Consider the following 24905-nt stretch of genomic DNA (forward strand, 5'->3'; position numbering starts at 1 on the left):
AGCGTATTTTTATGAATAATAAAAATTTTCATAAGCTGTTGTTCGTCTTTTACGCGGTGATTTTCGCCCTGGTCAGTGGTTGTACGTCGTCTTCACACAGCGACCCCTCCCGCTACAATCTGCAGTTTCAGGCTCATCCACAAATTAATGATTCTGCGCCGCTTAAAGTCAGAGTGCTGCTGTTGAAGTCCGATGCGGATTTCATGTCCAGTGACTTCTATTCCCTGCAGAACAACGCGTCAGCCACGCTTGGCGCGAATCTGCTGAACAGCGATGTTTTCTTCCTGATGCCGGGCCAGCTTTCGAAAACCCTCAGCGGCCAAAGCTCACCCGACGCGCGCTATATCGGTGTTATGGCCGAGTATCAGATGCTGGATGGAAAGAAATGGCGTGTTTCACTCCCACTGCCTGTGCCAGGCGAAAACCATCTCTACCAGTTCTGGAAATGGTCATCTGATGAACTTCAGGCCAACGTCTTTCTCGACATAAATGGCATCCGGGTCATCAGCCAGTAACGCGCTTAAAAACAGGAAACCGATCATCATGAGCAAAGCAGAGAAGGTCGTCTGGACCGAAGGCATGTTCCTGCGTCCACACCATTTTCAACGGACAGAAAGTTATCTGCTCAACCACGTTCGGGAATGGGGTGCGCTGCAGCGATCGTATCTCTGGGGCTTCCTCGATGTTGAACTGGACGAAGCGATGCTTCGCCAGGGCTGCATTGCCCTGAGCTACTGCAGCGGTGTGCTGCCAGACGGCACCTTTTTCCAGGTTCGCAACGGGCGTAACGGCCCGGCCCCGCTGAAAATTCCTGACAATCTCACCAATGAAAAGGTGGTGCTCGCGCTGCCGGTACGTCGGGGAGAGCGTGAAGAGGTTATTTTCAGCGAGGAGCCCGCGTCACTGGCGCGTTTCATCGCCTTCGAGCAGGAGGTGGAAGACGATAACGCCATGTCGGTGGGGGATGCTACGGTGCAGTTTGGCCGTTTACGTCTGACCCTGATGCTGGAAAAAGATCTGACGGCCGAATGGACGGCGATTGGCATCGCGTTCGTCGCGGAAAAGCGCAACGACAACCATGTGCGTCTGGATAGCAGCTACATTCCGCCGATGCTGAACGCCTGCAACAGCCCGCAACTCTACAGCATGGTAAACGATCTGCACGGCTTGCTGGTGCAACGTAGCCAGCAGATTGGTGGTCGTCTGCGCCAGCCTGGCCGCTTTAACACCTCCGAGCTGATCGAATTTACGCTGCTGTCGCTGGTTAACCGTCACCTGGGCGAAGTCTCCCATTTAAAAACGCTCCCGCTGCTGCACCCGGAAACACTCTGGCGCAGCTGGCTGCCGTTTGCCACGGAGCTTGCCACCTGGACCTCGCAACGCACCGCCGAAAGCGTGCTGCCGATTTACGATCACGACGACCTTGCGGGATGCTTCAGCAAGCTGATGCTGATGCTGCGTCAGGGGCTGTCGCTGGTGATGGAAGATCAGGCCATTCAGCTGCCGCTGAACGAGCGCTCCCATGGGCTGAACATCGCCACGGTACCGGAGACCAGCATGGTGCGCGAGTTCGGCTTCGTCCTGGCGGTCAAAGCCAACGTGCCGGGCGAACACCTGCAAACCCATTTCCCTGCCCAGATGAAAGTCGCGCCGGTGTCGAAAATCCGCGATCTGGTTCAGCTGCAGCTGCCGGGCATTATGCTGCGCGCCATGCCGGTTGCGCCGCCGCAGATCCCATGGCATGCGGGCTACAGCTACTTTGAACTGGAGAAGGGCAGTGAGCTGTGGCACGAGATGGATAAGTCCGGTGCATTCGCCCTGCATCTCGCAGGGGAGTTCCCGGGTCTTGATATGGAGTTTTGGGCCATCCGTAGCCCGACTGAATAATAAAGCGAGCGCTTAATATGCAGGAACGACAGGATACCGGCAGTGATGCCGCGTTTACCGGAGCCAGTAGCAACAATCAGCTGGTGGCGGCCGCCAATCCGCTGCTCAACGCGATTCCGCAAATCCGTCATTCGGTGTCTCATGACGATCAGGTGGCGCTGCGCCAGCGTCTGATCGACGAGATTCGCCGTTTCGAAGTCCGCTGCCAGCAGGCAGGGCTGGCGTATGAGGTGATCGTCGGGGCGCGCTATTGCCTCTGTACGGCGCTGGATGAAGCCGCGGCGCTGACCCCCTGGGGCAGCAGCGGTGTCTGGTCAAGCAATGGTCTGCTGGTCACGTTTCACAACGAAACCTGGGGGGGCGAAAAGTTCTTCCAGCTGCTGGCGCGTTTGTCGCAGAACCCGCGTGAACATATCCTCCTGCTGGAGATGATCAACTACTGCCTGCTGCTCGGTTTCGAAGGCCGCTATCGGGTTCTGGATAATGGTCGCACCCAGCTTGAAACCATCAAGCAGCGGCTGTGGCAGATGATCCGCGGCGTGCGCGGCAGCTATCCGGCACCGCTCTCTCCACACCCGGAAGATCGTCCGGTGCTGCGCAAGCTGTGGCGGCCGATGGTGCCGCTGTGGGCCTGTGTCGCGCTGGCCGGGTTTATCGCCTGCCTGTTCTACATCATTCTCAACTGGCGTCTTGGCGACAACACCAACCCGGTGCTGGCGAAGATTTACCAGTCTCAACTGCCTGAAACCACCATTCAGCAACCTGCGCGTCAACTGCCTGCGGTGCTCAACCTGCGTGGCTTCCTGAAGCCGGAAATCGATGCCGGTCTGGTGGCGGTGAAGGACGAAGCGGATCGCAGCGTGGTGATCCTGAAAGGAGACGGTCTGTTCGCTTCTGCTTCTACCGTGGTGCGTGACCGCTATGAGCCGGTTATCAACCGGATTGCCCAGGCAATGAACAACGTCAGCGGCAAAATTCTGGTGGTGGGCTACAGCGATAACGTGCCAATTCGCAGCGCGCGCTTCGCCTCCAACTATGAACTCTCTTTGGATCGCGCCCGGTCCGTGCAAAAAATGCTGCAGGGAAGCCTCTCGCAGCCTGACCGCGTGAAAGCGGAAGGGCGAGGAGAGATCAATCCTGTTGCGCCAAACAATACGCCTGAAAACCGCGCCCGTAACCGCCGTGTGGAAATAACTCTGCTGGTGTCGCCTGAAAATACGCAGGCTGAGCTGAACGGATTGCCGCAAGGAAACTAAGGATGCTGACGACTCTTCTTTCCATACTGACCAATCGCATTCTGTGGAGCTTCCTGGGCGTTACCGCGCTGTCGGCGGTGATCTGGATGATTGGTCCGCTGTTATCCATCGTGGATACCCGCCCGCTCGAATCTGAACAAAACCGCATCATCAGTATTGCGGTGGTTTATCTGCTCTGGGCGCAGGGGCATATTCTGCCGCGGCTGTACAACGCCTGGCTGAACCGCAAGCTGATGGACAAGCTCAATGAAAATACCACCAAACCGGACGCGGCCGATCCCCAGAAGCGGCTGAACAGCGAGGAGCAGATCCTCGCCGGACGTTTTGATGAAGCGGCGCAAATGCTGAAGAAAGCCCACTTCAGCAAAGCGGGACACGGTGCCCAGTGGACGCAGCGCTTCAGTACGCAATATCTCTACCAACTGCCCTGGTACGTCATTATCGGCGCACCGGGCGCCGGTAAAACCACGGCGCTGGTCAATTCCGGCCTGCAATTCCCGCTGGCGGATCGCTTCGGTAAAACCGCTCTGCGCGGCATTGGCGGCACGCGCAACTGCGACTGGTGGTTCACGAACGAAGCTGTCCTGCTGGACACCGCGGGGCGCTACACCACCCAGGAGAGCGAGCAGGTTCAGGATGCCGGAGAGTGGCTGGAATTTATCGGCCTGCTGCGTAAGTATCGCCGCCGCCAGCCTATCAACGGCGTCATTATCACCATCAGCATTTCCGATCTGCTGACGCTCTCACCGGAGGCGGCGCGCCAGCAGGCGGTTAACCTGCGCCAGCGGCTGTCTGAGCTGCATGAACAGCTGGGTATCCGCTTCCCGGTTTACGTGATGGTGACCAAGGCGGACCTGCTTAAAGGCTTCCGCGCCTGGTTTGCTGACTACGACAAAGCGCAGCGCGACCAGATTTGGGGCTTCACCCTGCCGTGGGAACAGACCAAACACGCCGATTTTGACCTGATGGGTAACTTCCATCAGGAGTTCTCGCTGTTGCAGCAGCGTCTCGACGCCGGGCTGCCGGAGACCATGCTGAAAGAGCATGACGCCAAAACCCGTGCCGAAGCGTATCTCTTCCCGCAGGAGTTCGCGGCGCTGCGCCCGCTGCTGGCAGACTACCTGAGCACGGTCTTTGCCCGCTCTAACTTTGAGACCGAGTTCTCCCCACGCGGAATATACTTCGCCAGCGGCACCCAGGAAGGCATGCCGTTCGATCGCGTCATGGGTGAACTGAACCGCGCCCTGTCACTGCCGGAAGGGGCAGAGGCAGAGAAGTGGGATTCGGTCAGTAAAGAGGCGCCGATCCCGGGAGCGAAAGGGCAGAGTTTCTTTATCAAGAACCTGCTGCAGAACGTCATTTTCCAGGAAGCGGGCATCGCCGGCGAAAACCGCTGGTGGGAACTGCGCAACCGCGCGGTGATCTGGTCCGGGTACGCGGCACTGCTGGCGCTGCTGGTGATCCTCGGCGGACTGTGGCTGACCAGCTATGCGAAGAATAAGGCCTATCTGGAAGAGGTGGACGCTAAAGTCCCGCAACTGGAGCAGCAGAGTAAAGCGTTACAGAATCAGCCTCAGCGCGATCTGTTCGCGCTCCTGCCGCTGCTGAACAGCCTGGTCGATCTGCCGAAAAGCGAGGCCTTCGATGTCAACGACCCGCCGGTCTCCCGCCGTATGGGGCTGTATCGCGGGGATGACGTCAGCGATGCTTCTCAGTCGCTGTACCAAAAAGCGCTGGACCAGATGCTGCTGCCCGCCGTGGCGATGCATATCACCACCTGGCTGCGCAACGACAACGGCAGCGATGTGGAATACAGCTACGAGGCGCTGAAAGCCTATCAGATGCTGTATCAGCCGAAACACTACGACGGCAAATTCCTGCACTCCTGGGTGATGCTCAATTTGCAGCGTAATCTGCCGCAGAACGTGACGCAGGCGCAGCTGCAACAGCTGGAGTGGCACCTGACGCAACTGCTGGAACCAAAAATTCAGGCTTCGCCGTATGCGCAGGATGAAGGGCTGGTGGCCCGCGAGAGGGCGCTCATCAACCAGCAGCCGCTCTCCACCCGCGTGTATGGGCGTCTGAAGCGTCTACTGGAGCATGACGAGAACCTGAAGCCGGTCTCCCTGTCCGACCTGGGCGGCCCGCAGAGCGAACTGGTGTTCTCCCGCAAAAGCGGCAAACCGGTGAGCGAAGGCGTGCCGGGGCTCTATACCCCGGACGGCTACTGGAAGAGCTTTAACAGCCAGATTGACAGCGTGACCACGGCGCTGCACGAAGACGATGCCTGGGTGCTGGGCGCCACCACCTCCGGGGAAGACAAACAGCAGATCGATAACGCCGTGCGTCAGCTTTACATGCGCGACTTTATCGCAAACTGGGATCGTTTCCTCGCCGACATTCAGCTTAACAACAGCGCCGATCTCTCGCAGCGCATCAACACGGCGCGCCTGCTCTCCGGCGCAAACTCGCCGCTGCGCCGTCTGGTGCAGAACCTGAGCCAGGTGCTGACGCTGTCGCGCAACGCGCCAGCGCCGGAGGACGCGGGGAAAGCGCAAGACCAGAGCAACCGCGCCACCCGTACCCTCGAAGCGCTGTTCAGCAATAACGACAATGCCCCGACGCAGGGGGCAGTAGTGACGCAGGCACCTGAACAGCTGGTGACCGACCACTACGCGCCGATGATCGAGCTGGCTCAGCCGCTGGAGAAGGGCGGCAAGACCATCGTCTTTGATGATTTCCTCAAGCAGGTGGATGAGCTGTATCGTTACCTGACCGCGGTGCAGGACGCTGCCAACAGCGGCATGCCAGCCCCGGGCGGTGAAGCAATCAGCCGTCTGCAGGCCAGCGCCGGGCGTCTGCCGGGCGGGCTGCAAACCATGTTCAGCAACATGGCGGTGGGGGCCAGCAGTGATACCCAGCGTCGCGATCTGGAAAACGTCCGTAAGCGCATTAACGTTGAAGTGGGCGGTTTCTGCCGTCAGGCAATTGCTGGTCGCTACCCGCTGGTGCGCAGCGCCAGCACCGAGGTGACACCGGACGATCTGGCACGCATGTTTGCGCCGGGTACCGGGCTGATGGACACCTTCTTTCGCGACAACCTGACCAACAAAGTGGATACCACTCAGGCGAACTGGCGCTTTATGCCGGGGATCGACGGGAAAACGTTACCGGGAAGTGAAGGACTGCTGCGCCCGTTCCAGCAGGCGCAGTCCATTCGCGATGCCTTCTTTGCTAACGGTGCAACGACGCCGTCTTTCAAGGTGACGGTGCGTACCGTGCGCATGGATAACACCATTCTTAACCTGACGCTGGACGTTGACGGTCAGCTGCTGCGTTACAGCCACGGTCCACAGGCGGTGCAGATCATGAACTGGCCTGGGCCGGGCGGCACCAACCAGGTGCGTATGCAGCTGGGGCTGGCCAACGGCAGCACCGCGACGCTGGTGACCAACGGCGCCTGGGCGCTGAACCGCTTCTTCGATAAAGCGCGCACCAGCCCTGGGGCAGGTAGTCTGAGCCGTCAGGCCACGTTCAACGTCGATGGCCATCAGGTCACGCTGGAGTTTGCGCCGAACAGCATTCGCAATCCGTTCCAGCTTCCTCGTTTCTCATGCCCATAACCGCAAGGACAGCCGTATGACGAATACCCCTGCGATGAACCGCTACAGCTGGTATGGCAAATTACCCAGCGCCGGAGATTTTTTGCAGCGTCGCTTTCCTGACACCCTTCAGCGTCAGTGGTCGCACTGGTTTCAGGTCGGCCTGCTGGCCTGGCAACAGGAAGAGCAGCGCAGCGGCGAACGCCAGTTTAACAAGGCGCCGGTGTGGAACTTTGTTGTCCCGCCGATGCTGGGCAGCCAGATGATCCAGATGGGTTGCCTGCTGCCGGGCCGCGACAGCGTGGGCCGACAGTACCCGATCTGCATTCAGCTCAGTTTCGCCCCGTCAGAGTGGTCCACCAACCTGCTCAGCCAGGCTGAAAGCTGGTATCAGCAGATTGGCCGTCTCGGGCTGCATGCGGTGCGCAACAGTTTTTCCGCCTCGCAGCTGGATGAGATGCTGATGTCCATTCCGGCGCCGCAGCCCGTCGAGCCGCAAAAGCGTTCCGACATCCTCGATGTGATTGGTTATGACGAAGACGGCCAGAGCACGCTGGGCTGGCCTCAGGCGGCGGAGTGTTTTGACCCGCTTCGTCAGACCAGCTACTGGTGGACCAACCGATGCGACGGCTACCCGCTCTACACCCACGTCCACAGCGGAAACTTCACCGGGCAGCTCTTTACGCTGCTGTTCGATCCGGCCGGCGGCGCCCGCCCGGGCCGTCACGGTCTTTATCCGCCTATGTTTGAATAAGCAGGGATCACATGAATATCGAAGAATTTATCGCGCCGATAAGCCCCGAAAAACCCTGCGGCGACAACCTTGAGTACGACGCCGATTTTCAGGCTATGGGACAGGCAAGCCAGGGTAAAGCGGAACAGCAGTTCGGCGACACGATCATTCCCGCCGAACCCGCTGACTGGAATACGGTAGAAAAACTCGCCACCAGCCTGCTGGGGCGCACCAAAGATCTTCGCGTCATGCTGGCGTTAACCCACGCCTGGACCCGACGTCGTGGGCTGCCGGGCTACGCGGACGGCCTGCTGCTGGTGCAGGAGGCGATAACCCGCTACTGGGAGCCGCTCTATCCACTGCTGGAGGAGTATGGCGAAACGGACCCGTTCTATCGCATTAACGCCCTTGCCGCGCTGAGCGATAAATCAGACCTGACCGTCGCGCTGCGTAACGCCTCGCTGCTGCGTTCAAACGGCGATGAAATTTCGCTGCGTGACGCGCAGGCATTGCTGGATGGCAGCAAAACCGAATGCCCGGATTATCCCGGCGGCCGCCCAAGACTGATTGACGAACTGGCGCGCGGCGACCAGCCAGGTACACAGGCCGTCATCCTGATTAATGAAAGGCTGCTGGCCATTCGCGATCTGCTCAGCGGTTACCTTGGTGAAAGCGGCGTACCAGAAATGGAGCAGTTGCTGAAAACCGTGGGGCTGGTCGCCAGCGCCTGTCAGGTGACTGACATCAGCAAGCTGCTGCCCAATCGGGATGCACAGGCCGAACACCACGCTGAGCCGCAGACGGTGGCAACACAACCCGTGCAGCAGGTCACCGACTGGCGCAGCGTGCAGGTCACCAGTCGCGCCGACGCCCAGTTGATGCTGGAGAAAGCGAAACAGTATTTTGCGCAGTACGAACCGAGCCACCCTGCACCGCTGATGATTGAACGGGTGCAGCGGCTGTCAGAACTTAACTTTATGGACATTATTCGCGACCTGGCGCCAGACGGCGTTAACCAACTGGAAAACATCTTTGGACGCCGCGAATAACGCGTCCAGGCATTATGACGACAGGCACGGAGCTTGTCGTTTCACCTTCACCGCGCATCTTTGATGGAGAACATCATGGCAATGAGTAACAGTGGGCAGAAATTTATCGCACGTAACCGTGCCCCCCGCGTGCAGATCGAGTACGACGTAGAGATCTACGGTGCAGAACGTAAAATTCAGCTGCCGTTCGTGATGGGCGTTATGGCCGATCTGGTCGGCAAACCGGTGGAAAATCTGCCGGCCGTCGATGAGCGTAAATTCCTCGAAATCGACATCGATAACTTTGACGAACGCATGAAGGCGCTTAAGCCACGTGTGGCGTTCCAGGTGGACAACACCCTGACCGGCGAAGGCAAGCTCAACGTCGATCTGACCTTCGACAGCATGGACGACTTCCTGCCGGATGCGGTGGCCCGCAAGGTTGAACCGCTGAACAAGCTGCTGGAAGCGCGTACTCAGCTTTCCAATCTGCTGACCTACATGGACGGTAAAAACGGCGCGGAAGAGCTGATCGCTAAAATTCTGCAGGATCCGACGCTGCTCAAATCCCTGAGCCAGTTGCCGAAAAATGACGAAAGTGCGAAAGGTAGCGAGGAGTAATCGATGAGCAACCAGACTCAACAACACGAGCAGCAGGCAGGTCAGGCGTTCAGTCAGGACGAGTTCAGCGCGCTGCTGAACAAAGAATTCCGCCCTAAAACTGACCAGGCGCGTTCCGCCGTTGAGAGCGCGGTAAAAACTCTGGCGCAGCAGGCGCTGGAAAATACCGTTACTTTCTCCAACGACACCTATCGCACCATCCAGAACCTGATCGCCGGTATCGACGAACAGCTGTCTCAGCAGGTGAATCAGATCATTCACCACGACGAGTTCCAGAAGCTGGAAAGCGCCTGGCGCGGTCTGAGCTATCTGGTGAACAACACTGAAACCGACGAGATGCTGAAGATCCGCTTTATGAGCATCTCCAAGCAGGAGCTGGGCCGCACCCTGAAACGCTATAAGGGTGTGGGCTGGGATCAGAGCCCGATCTTCAAGAAAATCTACGAGCAGGAGTACGGTCAGTTTGGTGGTGAGCCGTTTGGCTGCATCGTTGGCGACTATTACTTTGACCACAGCCCGCAGGACGTTGAACTGCTGGGTGAAATGGCGCGCATCGGCTCTGCGGCCCACTGTCCGTTCATCACCGGTACCGCACCGGGCGTGATGCAGATGGAGTCCTGGCAGGAGCTGGCTAACCCGCGCGATCTGACCAAAATCTTCCAGAACACCGAATACGCCGCCTGGCGTTCACTGCGTGAATCGGAAGATGCCCGCTATCTGGGCCTGGTGATGCCGCGCTTCCTGTCGCGTCTGCCTTACGGCATTCGTACTAACCCGGTCGACAGCTTTGACTTTGAAGAGCAGACTGACGGCGCGAACCACAACAGCTACGCCTGGGCGAACGCCGCTTACGCGATGGCCGCTAACATCAACCGCTCCTTCAAAGAGTACGGCTGGTGCACCTCGATTCGCGGCGTGGAGTCCGGCGGGGCGGTCGAAAACCTGCCGTGCCACACCTTCCCGAGCGATGACGGCGGTGTGGACATGAAATGTCCGACCGAGATCGCTATCAGCGACCGTCGTGAAGCCGAGCTGGCGAAAAACGGCTTTATGCCGCTGGTTCACCGCAAAAACTCCGACTTTGCTGCCTTTATCGGCGCGCAGTCGCTGCAAAAACCGGCCGAGTACCATGACCCGGATGCCACCGCCAACGCGCGTCTGGCCTCCCGTCTGCCGTACCTGTTCGCCTGCTGCCGCTTTGCGCATTACCTGAAGTGCATCGTGCGTGACAAAATCGGCTCCTTCCGCGAGCGCGAAGAGATGGAACGCTGGCTGAACGACTGGGTCATGAACTACGTGGACGGTGACCCGGCCAACTCCTCTCAGGAGACCAAGTCCCGCAAGCCGCTGGCCGCTGCAGAAGTGCAGGTGCAGGAGATTGAAGACAACCCGGGCTACTACGCCGCGAAGTTCTTCCTGCGTCCGCACTACCAGCTGGAAGGTCTGACTGTTTCTCTGCGTCTGGTATCTAAACTGCCGTCGCTGAAGACGAAAGACGCGTAATGATAATTGCCGCCGGGAAGCCATGCCCGGCGCTGGCTTTATAGCATGGATATTTGAGAGGAAATATGACAGCGAGACCTTCGTTTGTTGCTGCCTGGGCGGCGGCAACACGTATTTACGATGCAAATGATTCTATCGGCAAAGTTAAGAACGTTATCGGCGGCAAGGTTAAGCATAACTTCGAAATACCCGAAGATAAGGGCGGTTGGTCAAACAGTTGTGCCGTTCGCATGAGTTATGTTCTGAACTATACCGGGCATCCCGTTCCGCGTATTGCAAATCTCACTGTATCCGGTGCTGATAATAAATGGTACTTCTACCGCGTAAAAGATGTCATTGCCTGGTTGACGCGCCAGTGGGGTAAACCTGACATGATCGTGAGTTATCCTTCCATACCCGTTCAGCAATTAGCCAATAAAAAGGGCGTAATTCTATTTGAGATACAGGGCTGGAATGATGCCGCTGGTCATGCCACATTCTGGAATGGTTTAACCTGTTCGGATCACTGTTATTTCAATGCGCCGGATACAAATTATACGACGACCAAAGCCAATTTTTGGGAGTTGCCATGAAAAAAATAATTGCCAGTCTATTGTTGTTTACCAGTTCCGCCTCTGTTTATGCAACTGACGATCCGGTATTATTTGTCAAAAAGTTGCCTTATAAGCAAGTTATTAAAGATGTTGTTTTTTCTCGCTGTCTGGCACAAGTGTCTGATGATAAAAGCCAGTTTTCTCTGGATGCAGCTCGAAGCAGTAATGCATTACTGGAATGGGTGCCTTTCGATATTGAGAATGGTAATGACAAAATTAACGCTCTCATTAATAAATACAAGGGCGCAACTAATGCCTTCCATTCTGAGAGAAAACCAGCAGTACAAGGTGTGACCTTAAACTGCCTGCGACTTTATTATAGTGACGAACTTAATAAACTTGCCCCTCAATTAATTATCGGAAATCCTGATCGTACCTGGATTCAGGATAACCCGCAGTAGTAAAAGACTTCACATTCTTTCCTTTCATTCAGGGGGAATGTAAGACTGTCAAATGACACGGGTCATTTGATATGAGGCAGAGGTAAAATATGGACGGTTTTATTCAGCCCCATGCTTTCCTGTTTGCCATATAAGTGCTTTTTCGAAAGCAATAATGTTCATCCACGAAGAGTAGATATTATGGCTATTGATATGTTTCTGAAGGTCGAGGGTGTTACGGGCGAATCTAAAGATTCTAACCACACCGGCTGGACTGATATTACCTCCTTCTCCTGGGGCGCTTCCCAGCCAGGTAATATGAGCGTTGGCGGTGGCGGCGGTGCCGGTAAAGTTAACTTTAACGATCTGCACGTTAACGCTCTGATCGACAAATCCACTACAGCAATCCTGAAACACTGCGCCAGCGGTAAACACCTGACCAAAGTTGAGCTGTCCGTCTGTAAAGCCGGTGGCCAGCAGGTGGAATATTCCCGCATCACGCTGGAAGACGTTCTGGTAACGTCTGTTCAGTACACCGGTGCAGACAACGGCGATACCGTTGGTGTGACCTATGCATTCCAGGCTGCGAAAGTGAAACAGCAGTACTGGGAGCAGACCACCTCTGGTGGTAAAGGTGCTGAAAGCAGCGCTGGCTGGAACATCAAAGAGAACAAAGAAGCGTAATTGCGTATCTGGCCGGGGAGTTTTCCCCGGTCTTTATGATTGGTTCATTATCCGGCGTGTATTTGCAATGGAAAGAGCGTTAGCGGTTATACCTCTTGTATTCTCGTGTAGCGCTTGTATATCCCATCCTGCACAGTTTCAGAGTTTAACTGTTAAACTGTTAAGGTAGAAAAAATGCTCCCTGTTTTGGTGTTTCGAATGACACCTGGATCATTGAGCCTGTGTGAGTTTACGAGCCTTCGATATCCCGACGTGTAGGTAACGGATGGAAAACAATTTTCTCTCCAGGGGGCATTTCCTCCCAGCCTTCAAAATCAGAAGAGTGTCTACGCTGGGATAAAGTGGACTGGCAGTCAAGTAAGTATGATGTGGTATTAAAGTCGAGAAATGGCAATCAATATGGATCTTCGATATTCGACTCGTGTTATTCTCAATTTAAATGCTACAGGTGAATTGTCGCTAGCTAAAATAGAATAAGTAAGTTTTCAAATGTTGGCGTTTTTTAAGAAAGTGTCAACGTCTGGATGCTAATTCAACTCCATTTCTATTTGAATGTGAGTGCTGATATCTGAGCGTTTTCGTGAAAATCAAAGGGAATGAATATGACGAGTCAATCATTAGTTAGCCCGGGATATTGTATTGTCCAGCAACCCGGAACCCTGGATTTCCAGACAAGGTTTTTATTCAATAATCCAAATAGTGATGCTGCACGTTATTTCATGCAGGTTAATAGCGATGCGCAATGGTCCAAACCTGGACAGATGTTGATTCTTGATGCACCGGGAAGTAATAATTCTGTGCAACTTAAGCAACTACAGCTTGCAAAAAAGAAAGTCAATAGTGCTCTGGCCGATCTTAACTCTGACGAAGCGAATTTCTTTAATCAACACTGTAGTACCATAGCAGCAGTCACTAATTTTATGGATAAGTCCCTTGGTGTCGTTGCTGATGCAGGCGAAAAATATTTTAGCGAAATAGAAAAAAAACTTAAATCCATTGAGTTGGCTTACCAGAATCAGTACAGGACGCAAGGAACATTAATAAGCCAGCAGTTTTTTGTTGAGCGTCAGCGCCTGTTTTCTGAGCTGGATGGATTATTAAACAAATTATCAAGGTTGACGTTAAAGATGAAACCCTATAACGAATTGAAGCATGCATTAGGGTTGTCAAGTAGATCAATTGTACATGAATGGAGCACAGCTGGAGTCGCTTCTATTCGTGGTTATTCAACTTATATCGATAATGCCTCTAAGGCCGCTCGCTTTCTTAAAGCAGGGGGGTGGCTTGCAATAGGTTTTGCTGGTGCAAATACCACCAATGAAGTTTACAATGCATGCACCGTAGGACGTGAGCAGAGTTGCTCTAAAGTCGCTGTGAAAAAATACAGTAGCTTTGGTGCAAGCCTGGCAGGGGGTATTTACGGTGGTAAATACGGAGCCATGGCAGGTGCTGGTGTGTGCGTTGCGCTTGGTGTTGCGACGGGGGGCGCCGGATTGCTCGCCTGCTCCATAGTCGGGGCGGCTGCGGGTGGATACGTTGGTGGCGAGATAGCAGGTGGAGCGACTGAGTATATGATGGATAAAATATGGTGAATATTGAGAATTTACTATTATTCCTTATCGTAGCTTTATTTCTGATCGTGGTAGTTATGGATCTGTTCAGTTCTCGTTATTTCAAAAAACACGAGACTGATTATAATCAGCTACTTTCTGACTACCGGCGCAAAGGTTATGATCTGGATCTTGTAACAGACTACGCTTCTTTTTTTGGTTCACTGGCTAATTACCAAAAAATAATCTGGTTTGTACGCCTTTATAAAGGCGTCAGAATGAAATTTAATCATGAAAGATTGGTGCAGGAAGACGCTTATAAATACGTGCAATCGTTACCGGAAGAAAGAATTGGCTGGATACTAAAGTTACATCGTCGTTATAAATTCCAGGCGTTAATATTCACTCTATGGCTCATTGTTGGATTATATTTTATAACCTTCATAAAATAGTTTTAATATTCACTTTCTCAAACGCCGCCGTTCTCACCCCCGAGAGCGGCAGCGTTTGAGCGCTAATCATACCAGCAGGAATACGCCATGCGATTCACGATTATTTCTACGAAACCCGGTCATCAGCCGCCGCAGAGCAGTTGTGATTTTTATGCCCCCGGGGGCACTATTGGGCGCGGTACGGATAACAATCTGGTACTGCCGGACAATGACCGCACCATTTCGCGCCTGCAGGCTATTGTTCACGTTGACGCCCAGGGCGAATGCCGCGTGACCAACCGTGGCAGCGTCACCCGCGTGGTGTTGAACGACATCCCGCTGGAGCGGGGGCGTCAGGTAGAGCTGCAGGACGGGGATATTCTCGGTATTGATGACTACCGCATCGAAGTGACGGAACTTATCCACGACACGCAGCCGGTGAGCCGCATGGCCGCCAGTATGCAGCAGCAGGCTCGCCCGACAGTGGCGCCGACACCTGCTCCACAGCCAAAGCCAGCCAGTGCCGCACCGCGCGGCAAGGCGGAGCCAACGGCCGTGCCGTCGGAAATCTGGGACAGCCTGATGCAGGAGTTCTCTATCTCTGACAGCATCTCCAGCAACCGCGCGAAACCGCAGCCTGCGGCGTCTCACGATCCCTTCTCGCAGCCTGTGGCACCCGAGCGTAACGCTGAAGATCCGCTGGCAATGTTCAACGACAGCGAGCCGAAGCTTGAGCGTAAGAACGTCGATCCCGACACGTTGTTCAGCGATGAAGCGTTGTTCAAAAAAGAGAGCATCTTTGACGATGTCACCCCTTCAACGCTGGTGCCGCCGGTAGAGAGCAAACCCGCACCGGCAGAAGAGGCGACGGATGAACTCGACCCGCTGGCCCTGTTTGGTGGTTCGGCCAGCGCGCCAGCCGCGCGTAACGATGATCCGCTTGGGCTGATGGGCGGGGCGCCGTTAACTCATCCGGATGAGATCGTACCTGAGCCATCTGCACCAGCGCCAGAGCCAGAGGCCGTACCGCAGGACGATCCGCTGGCGGATTCTCCGCTGTTTGCCCCTGAGCCACAGGACCCACCGCGTGCGGAAGAGGAAGAGCCGGCACGTACCGATTACGCAGGCTTTACTATGCCTACGCCGCAGGCCGTCGCACGCAGCAGCGCACAGACGCCGAAGGGACGTCTGCGTATCGACCCGGTCAAAAACGCGGCTGCGCCAAGCGCTACGGCGCAAAACGGTGAAAAAGGCGAGGTGCTGCAGGGCGAGCTGCTGGAGGCGCTGCTGGAGGGGATGGGCCTGAGTGAAATGCAGCCGGTGCCGCAGTTTGACCGTGAAAATATGCGTCAGCTGGGCCAGATCCTCGGCATGTTCTCGCAGGGCACCGTGGCGTTGCTCTCTTCGCGCTCTATCCTCAAGCGCGGCGTAAAAGCCGATATGACCATGGTGCTCGACGATGCCAACAACCCGTTCAAGCTGCTGCCGACCGGGAAAACGGTCCTGATTCAGATGTTCGGGACGCCGATGCCGGGCTTTATGCCACCTACCAAATCCGTGCGTGACGCGCTGATCGATCTGCAGGCGCATCAGCTGGGGATGATCTCCGGTATCCGCGCCATCATCGCCGCGATGCTGCAATCCTTTAACCCGGAACAGCTGGAAGAGCAGGCGAAGCAGAACGGTATGACCTCCCGTCTGGCGCTGCCGGGCAGCCGCAAAGCCGCGCTGTGGGACTACTTTGTCCGCAGCTATGGCGAGACGGCCGGTGAGATTGAAGATGACTTCCACACCCTGTTTGGCGAAGCGTTCCTTCATGCCTATGACATGGAGGTCAATCAGTACAAAGACTCACAGAGCGGATCGGAAGAAAAATGAATATCGCAACGGCTTCTCTCTCCCGCCAGGGGACGCGCGCCAGCAACCAGGATCAGACGGGAGAAACCATAGGGGAACGTTCGGCCTGCTTTGTCGTTTGTGACGGCATCGCTGGCCTGCCGGGCGGCGAGGTGGCCGCTGAACTGGCCCGCAACAGTATCATCTCCCGCTTTGATGGCGACAAGCACCTTAACGCGCAGCATATTCGCGACTATGTACAAACCGCGAATCGCACCATCCTTAGCGAACAGCAGGCGGTGCAGGACTATCGCCGGATGGGTACCACGCTGGTCAGCCTGTTTATCGACCGCGATTACCGTCTGGCCTACTGGGCGCACGCCGGGGACAGCCGTCTGTACCTGTTTCGTCGCGGCTGGCTGTGGCATGTCACCACCGACCACAGCCTGGTGCAGCAGATGAAAGATGCTGGTCACCAGACCGATAACCTCAACAGCAACCTGCTGTATCTGGCGCTGGGCATTGAAAACGGTGGCCCGGAAGCGAGCTACAGCGACGTGGTGCAGGTTGAAGACGGCGATGCCTTTTTACTCTGCACCGACGGTTTCTGGCACGGCGTCAGCGAAGAGCAGATGAAACAGTCGCTGCACATGGTCAACACCCCACAGGAGTGGCTGACCTTAATGAACCAGATCATTCAAAAGAATGCTGAACAGGAGGGGAATGCTCAGGATAACTATACGGCGCTGGCGGTATGGATGGGCAACCCTCAGGACACCACTTTGCTGCATACGCTCTCTGACGCAGCACAATTTCTTCCCTGCGGAACTGACTAGACACACAAGGAACGATATGAAACTTTGGCTATCGGGTTTGGCACTTCTGGCGGTGGCGTCCACCGCTCAGGCTGAAAATTTCCGCATCGTGCAGTCACCTGCGCAGAAGCTGGATATCTGGATCGACAACATCAAAGACAACACCCCGCAGAGCTGGTGTAAGTCAGAGATTGCGCTGCGCATTGTGGCCAACGGCAATAAAGACGTTTCCGTGCTGGAAAACTTTGTCCCGCGTCTCGGCTCACTGCTGGAGCACCAGTGCAGCAAAGTGAATAAACTCAGCTGGACCCTTAACGATCCGGCGGGCACGACACTGGCGCAGGGGACGGCAGGCAAAGCTCAGGAGTGGAAGCTGGTAGTGAAACAGCAGCAGACAGAGCCCGTCGCGACCCCTGCCAGCGGTGCGTTACTGCCACCTGACCAGAACGCTGAAACCAATACGGTTGCCGCTGACCGCACACCGTGGCAGGAATTTACCCTTCAGGACGGCTGCCATCTGCGCACCTTCTGGGAAGGGGGAGCTTCCGCGCCGGCGCTCTTTATCCCGGATTCCGACACGACCCGCTGCGGTAACGGCAGCTGGCTGAGCGGCCACACGGTTATCTCGCAGACCCGCAGCGGCGGTCAAAAAGAGATAGCGGTGACCTACATTCACGGCTTCCCGGTGATGGGGCTGAATCAAAGCGCCGATCCGGAACACGCGCTGATCACCTCAGTCAACAAAGAGCGTATGGTTTTCAGCACCCCGAACAGCGACCAGAGCTGGATGATCCTGCCCTACGACAGCACCCTGAACGGCTGGAAAAGCAACGGTACGGTGGCCGTGGAGATCTCGCGTGAAACAGCCAGCGACGATGCAAAACTGCAGGCGCGTATTGCTGCAGTGAAGAAGGGCTGGAGCGCCTGGGTTACTCCTGGCACCACGCTCAATATTGTCCTGATTGATACTCTGCGTCCTCAGCTGCGTGACCCGGCAGTGGGCGCCTGGCGCGCGGCAAACTAAGGAATGGCTATGAATACGCTCTATCAACATCTGGCGGGGGAGTCGCTCAGCGACGCGCTGGTGCGTCTTGAAAACGAGATCAAGGCCCGTCCGGCGGATGCCGATCTCCGTGCCGCGTTTGTGCAGTTTCTCACCCTCAGCGGTAACTGGACGCGCGCGCTCACCCAGCTGAAAAGCTGGCTGGCGCTCAAGCCGCAGGCGAAACCCACCGTCACCCTGCTGGAGCAGTGCATTCAGGGAGAACTGCAGCGTGCGCAGGTGATGGCGGGAGAACGGCGTCCGGCCATGCCGGAAGCCCAGTGGCCATGGCTGACCACCCTTGCCGCCGCGCTGAACGAGAGCGGCGAACGCGCTCACGCGCTGCGTCTGGAAGCCCTTGAACAGGCGCAGGCGAGCGCGGGTCAGTTGACGCTTGAGAATGATGAGACGCAGGCCTTTGAATGGCTGATGGACGGCGATGCCCGTCTGGGGCCGGTGTGCGAAACCCTTGTTAACGGCCGTTACTTCTGGCTGCCGTTTAGCGCTATCGCGGAGATCCGTTTCCAGGCTCCGGCCAGCGTCACCGATCTGGTCTGGCGTCATGCGCTGGTGCGTTTGACCGACGGGACGGAGCAGGTGTGCCAGATCCCGTCGCGTTATCCTGTTGCGGCCGATGCCTCTGATGCCGTTAAACTCGGGCGCACCACCGAGTGGTTGCCGCTCGACAATGACGGCACGCTGTATGAAGGGCTGGGGCAGAAAGCCTGGCTCAGCGAGCAAAGCGAAAGCCCGCTGCTGTCGCTGAGCCTCGTCACTTTTGCAACGGATGGAGCCCATGAGTAATCCTGCTGGCGAAGGCGATCTGCTGCGCAGCGGCTGGCAGGCCCGCAGCAAGCAGGAGAAGGTAGGGGCGCGCGACAAAATGCAGCCCTCGCTGCTCGATCGCCTCACAGATAACGACCCGGAGAAAAAACGCGAGTCGGCCAACAGCAACCTGATCACCCATGCCGCGCTGCGTCGCAACGTGCTGCGGGATCTGCAGTGGCTGTTTAATACCATCAATCACGACGCCTCCGGCGATTTGAGCTCGCTGCCACACGTGAGCCGCTCGGTGGTGAATTTTGGCGTTGCGCCGCTGGCCGGAAAGCGCATGTCGGATATCGAATGGCACGACATTCAGCGCAAACTCACCGAGGCGATTATCAACTTTGAACCCCGCATTTTGCCCCAGGGGCTGCAGGTCCGCTGTGTGTCGGACACCTCCTCGCTGGATCTGCACAACGTGCTCTCCATCGAGATAAAAGGGCGTTTGTGGTGTGTGCCGTACCCGCTGGAGTTTCTGTTTCGTACCGATGTCGATCTGGAAAACGGCCACTTTGAACTGAAAGATGCGGGGTGATCGTGGAAAGTAAACTGCTCGAATATTACAACCGGGAGCTGGCCTATCTGCGTGAGATGGGCGCCGAATTTGCCGAGCGCTATCCCAAAGTGGCCGGACGGCTGGGCATGCGCGGCATCGAAGTGGCGGATCCGTACACCGAACGTCTGATGGAGGGCTTTGCCTTTCTGACCTCGCGCGTGCAGATGAAAATGGACGCGGAGTTTCCGCGCTTCTCCCAGCGTTTGCTGGAGATGATTGCGCCGAACTATCTCGCGCCCACCCCCTCCATGGCAATTGCTGAAATTCAGCCTGACAGCAGCCGTGGCGATTTGAGCAACGGTTTTATCGTGCCGCGCGGCACAATGATGGACAGCCTGGCGCTGAAGAAAACCGGCGTGACCTGCAGCTACACCACGGCGCATGAGGTGAACCTGCTGCCGCTGAAAATCGACAAGGTTGAGCTGGGCGGTGTACCTGCCGACCTGCCCCTGACGCAGCTGGGTCTGGGCCAGCAGGGGATCAGCAGCGCCTTACGGATCCGCATTGCCTGCGACGGTCCGCAAAACCTCGGCCACCTTGATTTTGACCGCCTGGAGTTTTTCCTCAGCGGCCCGGATATCGAGGCGTTAAAGCTGCTGGAGCTGGTGATGGAGCACCACGTCGGGATGGTCTGCCAGACCGTCAGCAAACATCCGCAGCGTGATGTGCTGGCGTCTGATGCCCTGCGTCAGGAAGGGTTTGATGCGGATCAGTCGCTACTCCCGGACGATCTGCGCAACTTTGACGGCTACCGTCTGCTGCAGGAGTACTTTGCTTTTCCCGCCCGTTTCCGCTTCATCAGCCTGAGCGGGCTGAGCAAACTGATCCAGCGCTGCGAAAACGAAAAAGCCTTCGATATCTTTATTCTGCTGGATAAAACCGATGAACAGCTGGAGCGCGTTGTCGATGCCAGCCATCTGGCCCTGCACTGCACGCCGGTGATCAATCTGTTCCCGAAAGTGGCGGCGCGTCAGAAGCTGAGCGAAGGCCAGCATGAATACCATCTGGTGGTGGATAACATCCGTCCGCTGGATTACGAAATTTACGCGGTGAACAAGATATACGGCAGCGCGGATGGTCAGCGCGACGACCAGACGTTTCGTCCGTTCTGGAGCACCTGGAGCGGGGATGCGGGCAACTATGGTGCCTATTTCTCCCTGCGTCGGGAGCAACGCGTGCTTTCAGAACATGCCCTGCGTTACGGCACCCGCACCGGCTACATCGGTTCGGAGGTGTTTGTCTCGCTGGTGGATGAGCAGCATGCGCCCTGGCAGGAGAACCTGCGCTATATCTCCGCCGAGGTGCTGTGCACCAGCCGGGATCTGCCGCTGATGCTGCAGCAGGAGCTGGGACAGTTCATTATGGCCGACTCCATGCCGGTGAAGTCTCTGACCTTGCGCAAGGGGCCGACGCCGCCGCGTCCGGCGCTGGCAGAAGGGTTCAGCACCTGGCGGTTGATCAGCCAGCTACAGATGAACTACCTCAGCCTGATGGACAGCGAAAACGAAGACGGCGCCGCCGCGCTGCGTCAGCTGTTAGGGCTGTACGCCAATCTCGCGGAGACGCCGGTTGCGCGTCAGGTAGAAGGGGTTCGTCACTGCGTGCTGGAGCCGGTTCACCGCCGGGTTCCCGAGCCGGGGCCGGTGGTCTTCGCCCGCGGCATCGGCATTACCCTGACGGTGGATGAACGTGCGTTTTCCGGTGCCAGCCCCTGGCTTTTCGGTAGCGTGCTGGAGCGGCTGTTTGCCCGGCTGGTGTCGATCAACAGCTTCACGGAGTTCACCCTGAAAAGTCAGCAGCGCGGCGAGATCGGCTACTGGGCGCCGCGCATGGGTAAAAGGGCACTGGTATGAGCGACGTTGTCACCGCGCCACTGAAGGTCCATCGTCTGACGCCGCTGCCGGACAGTTTCTGGCGCGGGGTTCGCGAGACGCCATGGCGCTATGATCTGTTCCAGCTGTTAAGGCGTATTGATGCTCAGGGCGGGGAGCGCTACCCGCTGGGGCGTGCGCCGCTGCCAAAATTTGAGCCGCTACGCCTGGGCCAGCAGCCGTCGATGAGTTTTGCGCCGTCGACGGTGGCGCAGGTACGCCAGCGCGAGGGCAACGGGCTGCACGAGGTCTCCATTCTGAGCTTCGGCCTGTTTGGTCCTAACGGGCCGCTGCCGGTTCACATGACCGAGTACGCGCGCGAGCGGATCCATCATCATCAGGACACCAGCCTGAGCGCGTTTGCCGATCTGTTCCATCATCGTCTGACGCTGCTGTTTTATCGCGCCTGGGCCGACGCGCAGCCTGCCGTCTCCCTCGACCGCGCCGACAATAAACGTTTTGAGGGATATCTGGCGTCGTTGATTGGTATGGGGCAGCCCGGCCAGATGGACAAAGGCAGCCTGAGCGCCCATGCCCGCTTTACCCACGCCGGACACCTGACCCGCCACGGACGGGATCCTGAGGGTCTGGAAAAAATCCTGCGTAACTATTTTAAAGCCCCGGTCAAACTGATCGCCAACGTACCGCAGTGGATGCCGCTTTCACCGCGCGAGCAGGCGCAGCTGGGAGCGGGGCGCCGCGTGCCGCGGATGGGTGAATCTGCGTTTCTGGGCGTGGCGGTCCGCGACGTGCAGCATAAATTCCGCATCGAGATTGGCCCGCTCAGCGCGGAAGCGTACAACCGCTTTTTGCCCGGTGAAGCATGGGTAACCGAACTGCGGGACTGGGTACGCCAGTACGCAGGGGTGGAATTTGAATGGGAAACACGGGTGATCCTGCGCGCTGACGCCGTGCAGGGCGCCACGCTCGGCAGCGCCGGGCGATTGGGGTACAACACCTGGCTGGGCCGTCAGCCGCAGCCTGTCCCGCGTGGCGATCTGGTGTATCGCGCAGAGCGGTAATCCTTCCGTATACCGAATCATTGTTAATGGAAACTAACATGTCAGAAATTAGCCGTGCCGTGCTTTTCGGCAAACTGGATACGCTGTTATTTACCTCTCTGGAAAGCGCCACCGCGTTCTGCAAGCTGCGCGGCAACCCCTACGTCGAGCTGGTGCACTGGCTGCATCAGTTGATGCAGCAGCAGGATGGCGATCTGCAACAGGTGATCCGTCATTTTGCCCTCGACGAACAGCAGCTGACGCGCGATATCGTGGCGGCGCTCGATGCTCTGCCGCGCGGAGCCAGTTCCGTTTCCGATCTCTCCGAACATATTGACAGCGCCGTCGAGCGCGCCTGGGTCTATGGATCGCTGAAGTTTGGCGTCAGCCGTATCCGCGGCGGCCATCTGCTGATCGGCATTCTGAAAACCTGGAATCTGGCTAACGTGCTGAAGAGCATCTCGGCGCAGTTTACCCGTCTTAACGTCGAGGTGCTGATTGAGCAGTTCGATACCATCTGTGCCAGCAGCAAAGAGACGCAGCAGGCTGCTGCCGCAGTGGATGCGCCAGCCGGTACGGTGCCTGCTGCCCAGGGCACGCTGGCCCAGTATGGTCAGGACCTGACCGCCCGTGCCCGTGAAGGCAAAATGGACCCGGTGGTCGGGCGCGATGAAGAGATCCGCCAGATGGTCGATATCCTGATGCGTCGCCGACAGAACAACCCGCTGCTGACCGGGGAAGCCGGCGTCGGAAAAACGGCGGTGGTGGAAGGGCTGGCGCTGCGCATCGCCGACGGCGATGTGCCGGAGCCGCTGCAAAACATACAGCTGTGGCTGCTGGATATCGGCATGCTGCAGGCCGGTGCCGGGATGAAAGGCGAGTTTGAAGCCCGTCTGCAGGCATTAATCAATGAAGTACAGTCCAGCGCCACGCCAATCATTCTGTTTATCGATGAGATCCACACCCTGATCGGTGCGGGCGGTCAGCAGGGCACCGGCGACGCCGCTAACCTGCTGAAGCCAGCGCTGGCGCGTGGACAACTGCGTACCATTGGCGCCACCACCTGGGCGGAATACAAAAAATACATCGAGAAAGATCCGGCGCTGACCCGTCGCTTCCAGACGGTGCAGGTACATGAACCCGATGAGGCCAAAGCGGTTCTGATGCTGCGCAGCACCGTGTCGCCGCTGGAGACCCATCATCAGGTCTTACTGCTCGACGAAGCGGTTAGCGCAGCCGTGAAGCTTTCACATCGCTACATTCCCGCCCGTCAACTGCCGGATAAAGCCGTTGCGCTGCTGGATACGGCCTGCGCCCGCGTGGCGGTGAGCCAGAGTGCACCTCCGGCGCAGCTGGAAGATTGCCTGCGCCATCTTGCGGCGCTGGACGTAGAAATTGAGATAGCGGAGCGCGAAGCGCGCGTCGGTGCAGGGGAATCTGAGCGCGTTACGGCACTGACCGCAGAGCGTGACGCGTATGAAGCCAAACGTGAGGCCCTGGCCCGGCGCTGGGAAGACGAGCGCAGCCTGGTGCAGGAGATCATCCGCCTGCGTGCCGCACTGTTTGCGGCGGGCGATGACGATACCGCAGCGCTGCGCAGCCAACTGGCAGAGCAGCAGCAGGCGCTGAACGCCTTACAGGGGGATGAACCGCTGCTGTTTGCCGCTGTGGATGAAAACGTGGTGGCGGCAGTGGTCTCTGACTGGACCGGCATCCCGCTGGGCCGGATGGTGAAAAACGAGATTGACGCGGTACTGAACCTCGCCGACACGTTGAACCAGCGGGTGATTGGCCAGCGTCACGGTCTGGATCTGATTGCCCGCCGGGTGAAAACCTCCCGGGCGAAACTCGACGATCCGAACAAGCCGGTCGGCGTGTTTATGCTCTGCGGTCCGTCGGGGGTGGGGAAAACCGAAACCGCGCTGGCGCTGGCGGAGTCGCTGTACGGTGGCGAACAGAACGTCATCACCATTAATATGAGTGAATTCCAGGAAGCGCATACGGTTTCAACCTTAAAAGGTGCACCGCCGGGATACGTCGGTTATGGTGAAGGCGGGGTGTTAACCGAGGCCGTCCGTCGCCGTCCTTACAGCGTGGTGCTGCTGGACGAAATCGAAAAAGCCCACCCGGACGTACATGAGATCTTCTTCCAGGTCTTTGACAAAGGCTGGATGGAGGACGGCGAAGGCCGTCACATTGATTTCCGTAATACGATTATTATTCTGACGTCTAACGTCGGGACCGAGCTTATCAGCGCCATGTGTGCCGATCCGGAACTGATGCCGGAGCCGGAGGCGTTAAGCGGGGCGCTGCGCCAGCCGCTGCTGGAGGTGTTCCCACCGGCGCTGCTGGGCCGGTTGCTGGTGGTGCCGTACTATCCGCTGAGCGACGCGATGCTGGGGCAGATTGTTCGCCTGCAGCTCAAACGCATTCAGCGTCGCCTGGAAGAGAATCACAATATTATTTCCGAGTTTGATGACAGCGTTGTAGAACAGATTGTTCAGCGCTGTACCGAGGTGGAATCAGGTGGACGTATGGTGGATGCGATCCTGACCAACACCTTGCTGCCTCAGATGAGTCAGATATTACTTACCGCCAGCCGCAGCGACGAGCAGTACCGACGTCTGCATGTCACCTGCGAGCAGGGCGAGTTTCACTGTCAGTTTGCCGCGTAATAATCATCAAGAGAAC

General features: G+C 57.2%; 21 protein-coding genes. All 21 read left to right on the forward strand.

The annotated features are described in order from the left end of the window. Positions 1 to 11 precede the first annotated feature (11 nt). On the forward strand, positions 12 to 515 hold the full coding sequence (tssJ, locus tag ACTJJI_RS13190; RefSeq protein WP_047360874.1) for a type VI secretion system lipoprotein TssJ: 504 nt from the start codon (positions 12 to 14) through the stop codon (positions 513 to 515). A gap of 28 nt (positions 516 to 543) precedes the next feature. Continuing rightward, positions 544 to 1887: a type VI secretion system baseplate subunit TssK gene (tssK, locus tag ACTJJI_RS13195; RefSeq protein WP_014832329.1), complete on the forward strand. Its 1344-nt coding sequence runs from the start codon at positions 544 to 546 to the stop codon at positions 1885 to 1887. Positions 1888 to 1904: 17 nt separating this feature from the next. Continuing rightward, positions 1905 to 3143 carry a DotU family type VI secretion system protein gene (locus ACTJJI_RS13200; protein WP_013096177.1) on the forward strand — a complete coding sequence of 413 codons (1239 nt, stop codon included), beginning with the start codon at positions 1905 to 1907 and terminating at the stop codon, positions 3141 to 3143. A gap of 2 nt (positions 3144 to 3145) precedes the next feature. Then, positions 3146 to 6766: a type VI secretion system membrane subunit TssM gene (gene tssM, locus ACTJJI_RS13205; RefSeq protein ID WP_118282841.1), complete on the forward strand. Its 3621-nt coding sequence runs from the start codon at positions 3146 to 3148 to the stop codon at positions 6764 to 6766. 16 nt (positions 6767 to 6782) lie between these two features. Continuing rightward, complete coding sequence (tagF, locus tag ACTJJI_RS13210) at positions 6783 to 7499, forward strand: type VI secretion system-associated protein TagF (RefSeq protein WP_013096179.1); 717 nt, start codon at positions 6783 to 6785, stop codon at positions 7497 to 7499. Between the two features lie 11 nt (positions 7500 to 7510). Next, on the forward strand, positions 7511 to 8527 hold the full coding sequence (gene tssA / locus ACTJJI_RS13215) for a type VI secretion system protein TssA (RefSeq protein ID WP_440654371.1): 1017 nt from the start codon (positions 7511 to 7513) through the stop codon (positions 8525 to 8527). 75 nt (positions 8528 to 8602) lie between these two features. Then, positions 8603 to 9127 (forward strand): type VI secretion system contractile sheath small subunit, encoded by a 525-nt coding sequence (gene tssB / locus ACTJJI_RS13220; RefSeq protein ID WP_008502644.1) that lies wholly within the window; start codon positions 8603 to 8605, stop codon positions 9125 to 9127. Positions 9128 to 9130: 3 nt separating this feature from the next. Next, positions 9131 to 10630, forward strand: a complete 1500-nt coding sequence (gene tssC / locus ACTJJI_RS13225; RefSeq protein ID WP_014832326.1) for a type VI secretion system contractile sheath large subunit — start codon at positions 9131 to 9133, stop codon at positions 10628 to 10630. A gap of 65 nt (positions 10631 to 10695) precedes the next feature. After that, positions 10696 to 11202: a type VI secretion system amidase effector protein Tae4 gene (locus ACTJJI_RS13230; protein WP_014832325.1), complete on the forward strand. Its 507-nt coding sequence runs from the start codon at positions 10696 to 10698 to the stop codon at positions 11200 to 11202. After that, the gene (locus tag ACTJJI_RS13235; protein ID WP_014832324.1) at positions 11199 to 11624 is read left to right on the forward strand and encodes a T6SS amidase immunity protein Tai4 family protein; all 426 of its coding nucleotides are present in this window, start codon (positions 11199 to 11201) and stop codon (positions 11622 to 11624) included. The genes ACTJJI_RS13230 and ACTJJI_RS13235 overlap by 4 nt, the downstream gene beginning before the upstream one ends. A 180-nt stretch (positions 11625 to 11804) precedes the next feature. Further along, positions 11805 to 12287: an Hcp family type VI secretion system effector gene (locus tag ACTJJI_RS13240; RefSeq protein ID WP_008502640.1), complete on the forward strand. Its 483-nt coding sequence runs from the start codon at positions 11805 to 11807 to the stop codon at positions 12285 to 12287. Between the two features lie 602 nt (positions 12288 to 12889). Continuing rightward, positions 12890 to 13879 (forward strand): hypothetical protein, encoded by a 990-nt coding sequence (locus tag ACTJJI_RS13245; RefSeq protein WP_440654375.1) that lies wholly within the window; start codon positions 12890 to 12892, stop codon positions 13877 to 13879. Beyond that, positions 13873 to 14289, forward strand: coding sequence for a hypothetical protein (locus tag ACTJJI_RS13250; RefSeq protein ID WP_050860175.1), 417 nt, complete (start codon positions 13873 to 13875; stop codon positions 14287 to 14289). The genes ACTJJI_RS13245 and ACTJJI_RS13250 overlap by 7 nt, the downstream gene beginning before the upstream one ends. Positions 14290 to 14376: 87 nt before the next feature. Further along, positions 14377 to 16146, forward strand: a complete 1770-nt coding sequence (gene tagH, locus ACTJJI_RS13255) for a type VI secretion system-associated FHA domain protein TagH (protein WP_063412741.1) — start codon at positions 14377 to 14379, stop codon at positions 16144 to 16146. Next, on the forward strand, positions 16143 to 16940 hold the full coding sequence (locus ACTJJI_RS13260; protein ID WP_013096185.1) for a PP2C family protein-serine/threonine phosphatase: 798 nt from the start codon (positions 16143 to 16145) through the stop codon (positions 16938 to 16940). Before tagH ends, ACTJJI_RS13260 begins: the two co-directional genes overlap by 4 nt. 16 nt (positions 16941 to 16956) lie before the next feature. Further along, positions 16957 to 17943 (forward strand): hypothetical protein, encoded by a 987-nt coding sequence (locus ACTJJI_RS13265; protein ID WP_440654378.1) that lies wholly within the window; start codon positions 16957 to 16959, stop codon positions 17941 to 17943. A 9-nt stretch (positions 17944 to 17952) separates the two neighbouring features. Further along, the gene (locus tag ACTJJI_RS13270) at positions 17953 to 18765 is read left to right on the forward strand and encodes a type VI secretion system accessory protein TagJ (RefSeq protein WP_440654380.1); all 813 of its coding nucleotides are present in this window, start codon (positions 17953 to 17955) and stop codon (positions 18763 to 18765) included. Further along, the gene (gene tssE, locus ACTJJI_RS13275) at positions 18758 to 19321 is read left to right on the forward strand and encodes a type VI secretion system baseplate subunit TssE (protein WP_032647678.1); all 564 of its coding nucleotides are present in this window, start codon (positions 18758 to 18760) and stop codon (positions 19319 to 19321) included. Before ACTJJI_RS13270 ends, tssE begins: the two co-directional genes overlap by 8 nt. 2 nt (positions 19322 to 19323) lie before the next feature. After that, positions 19324 to 21195: a type VI secretion system baseplate subunit TssF gene (tssF, locus tag ACTJJI_RS13280; RefSeq protein ID WP_046888091.1), complete on the forward strand. Its 1872-nt coding sequence runs from the start codon at positions 19324 to 19326 to the stop codon at positions 21193 to 21195. Beyond that, positions 21192 to 22235 (forward strand): type VI secretion system baseplate subunit TssG, encoded by a 1044-nt coding sequence (gene tssG / locus ACTJJI_RS13285; RefSeq protein WP_440654387.1) that lies wholly within the window; start codon positions 21192 to 21194, stop codon positions 22233 to 22235. The genes tssF and tssG overlap by 4 nt, the downstream gene beginning before the upstream one ends. A gap of 38 nt (positions 22236 to 22273) precedes the next feature. Then, positions 22274 to 24889: a type VI secretion system ATPase TssH gene (tssH, locus tag ACTJJI_RS13290; RefSeq protein WP_335278213.1), complete on the forward strand. Its 2616-nt coding sequence runs from the start codon at positions 22274 to 22276 to the stop codon at positions 24887 to 24889. Positions 24890 to 24905: the final 16 nt, after the last annotated feature.

It is taken from the genome of Enterobacter sp. 22466, assembly GCF_052044775.1.
GTDB classification, from domain to species: Bacteria; Pseudomonadota; Gammaproteobacteria; order Enterobacterales; family Enterobacteriaceae; genus Enterobacter; species Enterobacter dissolvens.

Excerpts from the sequence above, each read along its gene's own strand:
- tagF (WP_013096179.1), top strand. The coding sequence starts at position 6,783 with ATGACGAATACCCCTGCGATGAACCGCTACAGCTGGTATGGCAAATTA.
- ACTJJI_RS13230 (WP_014832325.1), top strand. The coding sequence starts at position 10,696 with ATGACAGCGAGACCTTCGTTTGTTGCTGCCTGGGCGGCGGCAACACGT.
- tagH (WP_063412741.1), top strand. The coding sequence starts at position 14,377 with ATGCGATTCACGATTATTTCTACGAAACCCGGTCATCAGCCGCCGCAG.
- tssK (WP_014832329.1), top strand. The coding sequence starts at position 544 with ATGAGCAAAGCAGAGAAGGTCGTCTGGACCGAAGGCATGTTCCTGCGT.
- ACTJJI_RS13260 (WP_013096185.1), top strand. The coding sequence starts at position 16,143 with ATGAATATCGCAACGGCTTCTCTCTCCCGCCAGGGGACGCGCGCCAGC.
- ACTJJI_RS13245 (WP_440654375.1), top strand. The coding sequence starts at position 12,890 with ATGACGAGTCAATCATTAGTTAGCCCGGGATATTGTATTGTCCAGCAA.
- ACTJJI_RS13270 (WP_440654380.1), top strand. The coding sequence starts at position 17,953 with ATGAATACGCTCTATCAACATCTGGCGGGGGAGTCGCTCAGCGACGCG.
- tssC (WP_014832326.1), top strand. The coding sequence starts at position 9,131 with ATGAGCAACCAGACTCAACAACACGAGCAGCAGGCAGGTCAGGCGTTC.
- ACTJJI_RS13265 (WP_440654378.1), top strand. The coding sequence starts at position 16,957 with ATGAAACTTTGGCTATCGGGTTTGGCACTTCTGGCGGTGGCGTCCACC.
- tssB (WP_008502644.1), top strand. The coding sequence starts at position 8,603 with ATGGCAATGAGTAACAGTGGGCAGAAATTTATCGCACGTAACCGTGCC.
- ACTJJI_RS13240 (WP_008502640.1), top strand. The coding sequence starts at position 11,805 with ATGGCTATTGATATGTTTCTGAAGGTCGAGGGTGTTACGGGCGAATCT.
- ACTJJI_RS13235 (WP_014832324.1), top strand. The coding sequence starts at position 11,199 with ATGAAAAAAATAATTGCCAGTCTATTGTTGTTTACCAGTTCCGCCTCT.
- tssH (WP_335278213.1), top strand. The coding sequence starts at position 22,274 with ATGTCAGAAATTAGCCGTGCCGTGCTTTTCGGCAAACTGGATACGCTG.
- tssE (WP_032647678.1), top strand. The coding sequence starts at position 18,758 with ATGAGTAATCCTGCTGGCGAAGGCGATCTGCTGCGCAGCGGCTGGCAG.
- tssG (WP_440654387.1), top strand. The coding sequence starts at position 21,192 with ATGAGCGACGTTGTCACCGCGCCACTGAAGGTCCATCGTCTGACGCCG.
- tssA (WP_440654371.1), top strand. The coding sequence starts at position 7,511 with ATGAATATCGAAGAATTTATCGCGCCGATAAGCCCCGAAAAACCCTGC.
- ACTJJI_RS13200 (WP_013096177.1), top strand. The coding sequence starts at position 1,905 with ATGCAGGAACGACAGGATACCGGCAGTGATGCCGCGTTTACCGGAGCC.
- ACTJJI_RS13250 (WP_050860175.1), top strand. The coding sequence starts at position 13,873 with ATGGTGAATATTGAGAATTTACTATTATTCCTTATCGTAGCTTTATTT.
- tssJ (WP_047360874.1), top strand. The coding sequence starts at position 12 with ATGAATAATAAAAATTTTCATAAGCTGTTGTTCGTCTTTTACGCGGTG.
- tssM (WP_118282841.1), top strand. The coding sequence starts at position 3,146 with ATGCTGACGACTCTTCTTTCCATACTGACCAATCGCATTCTGTGGAGC.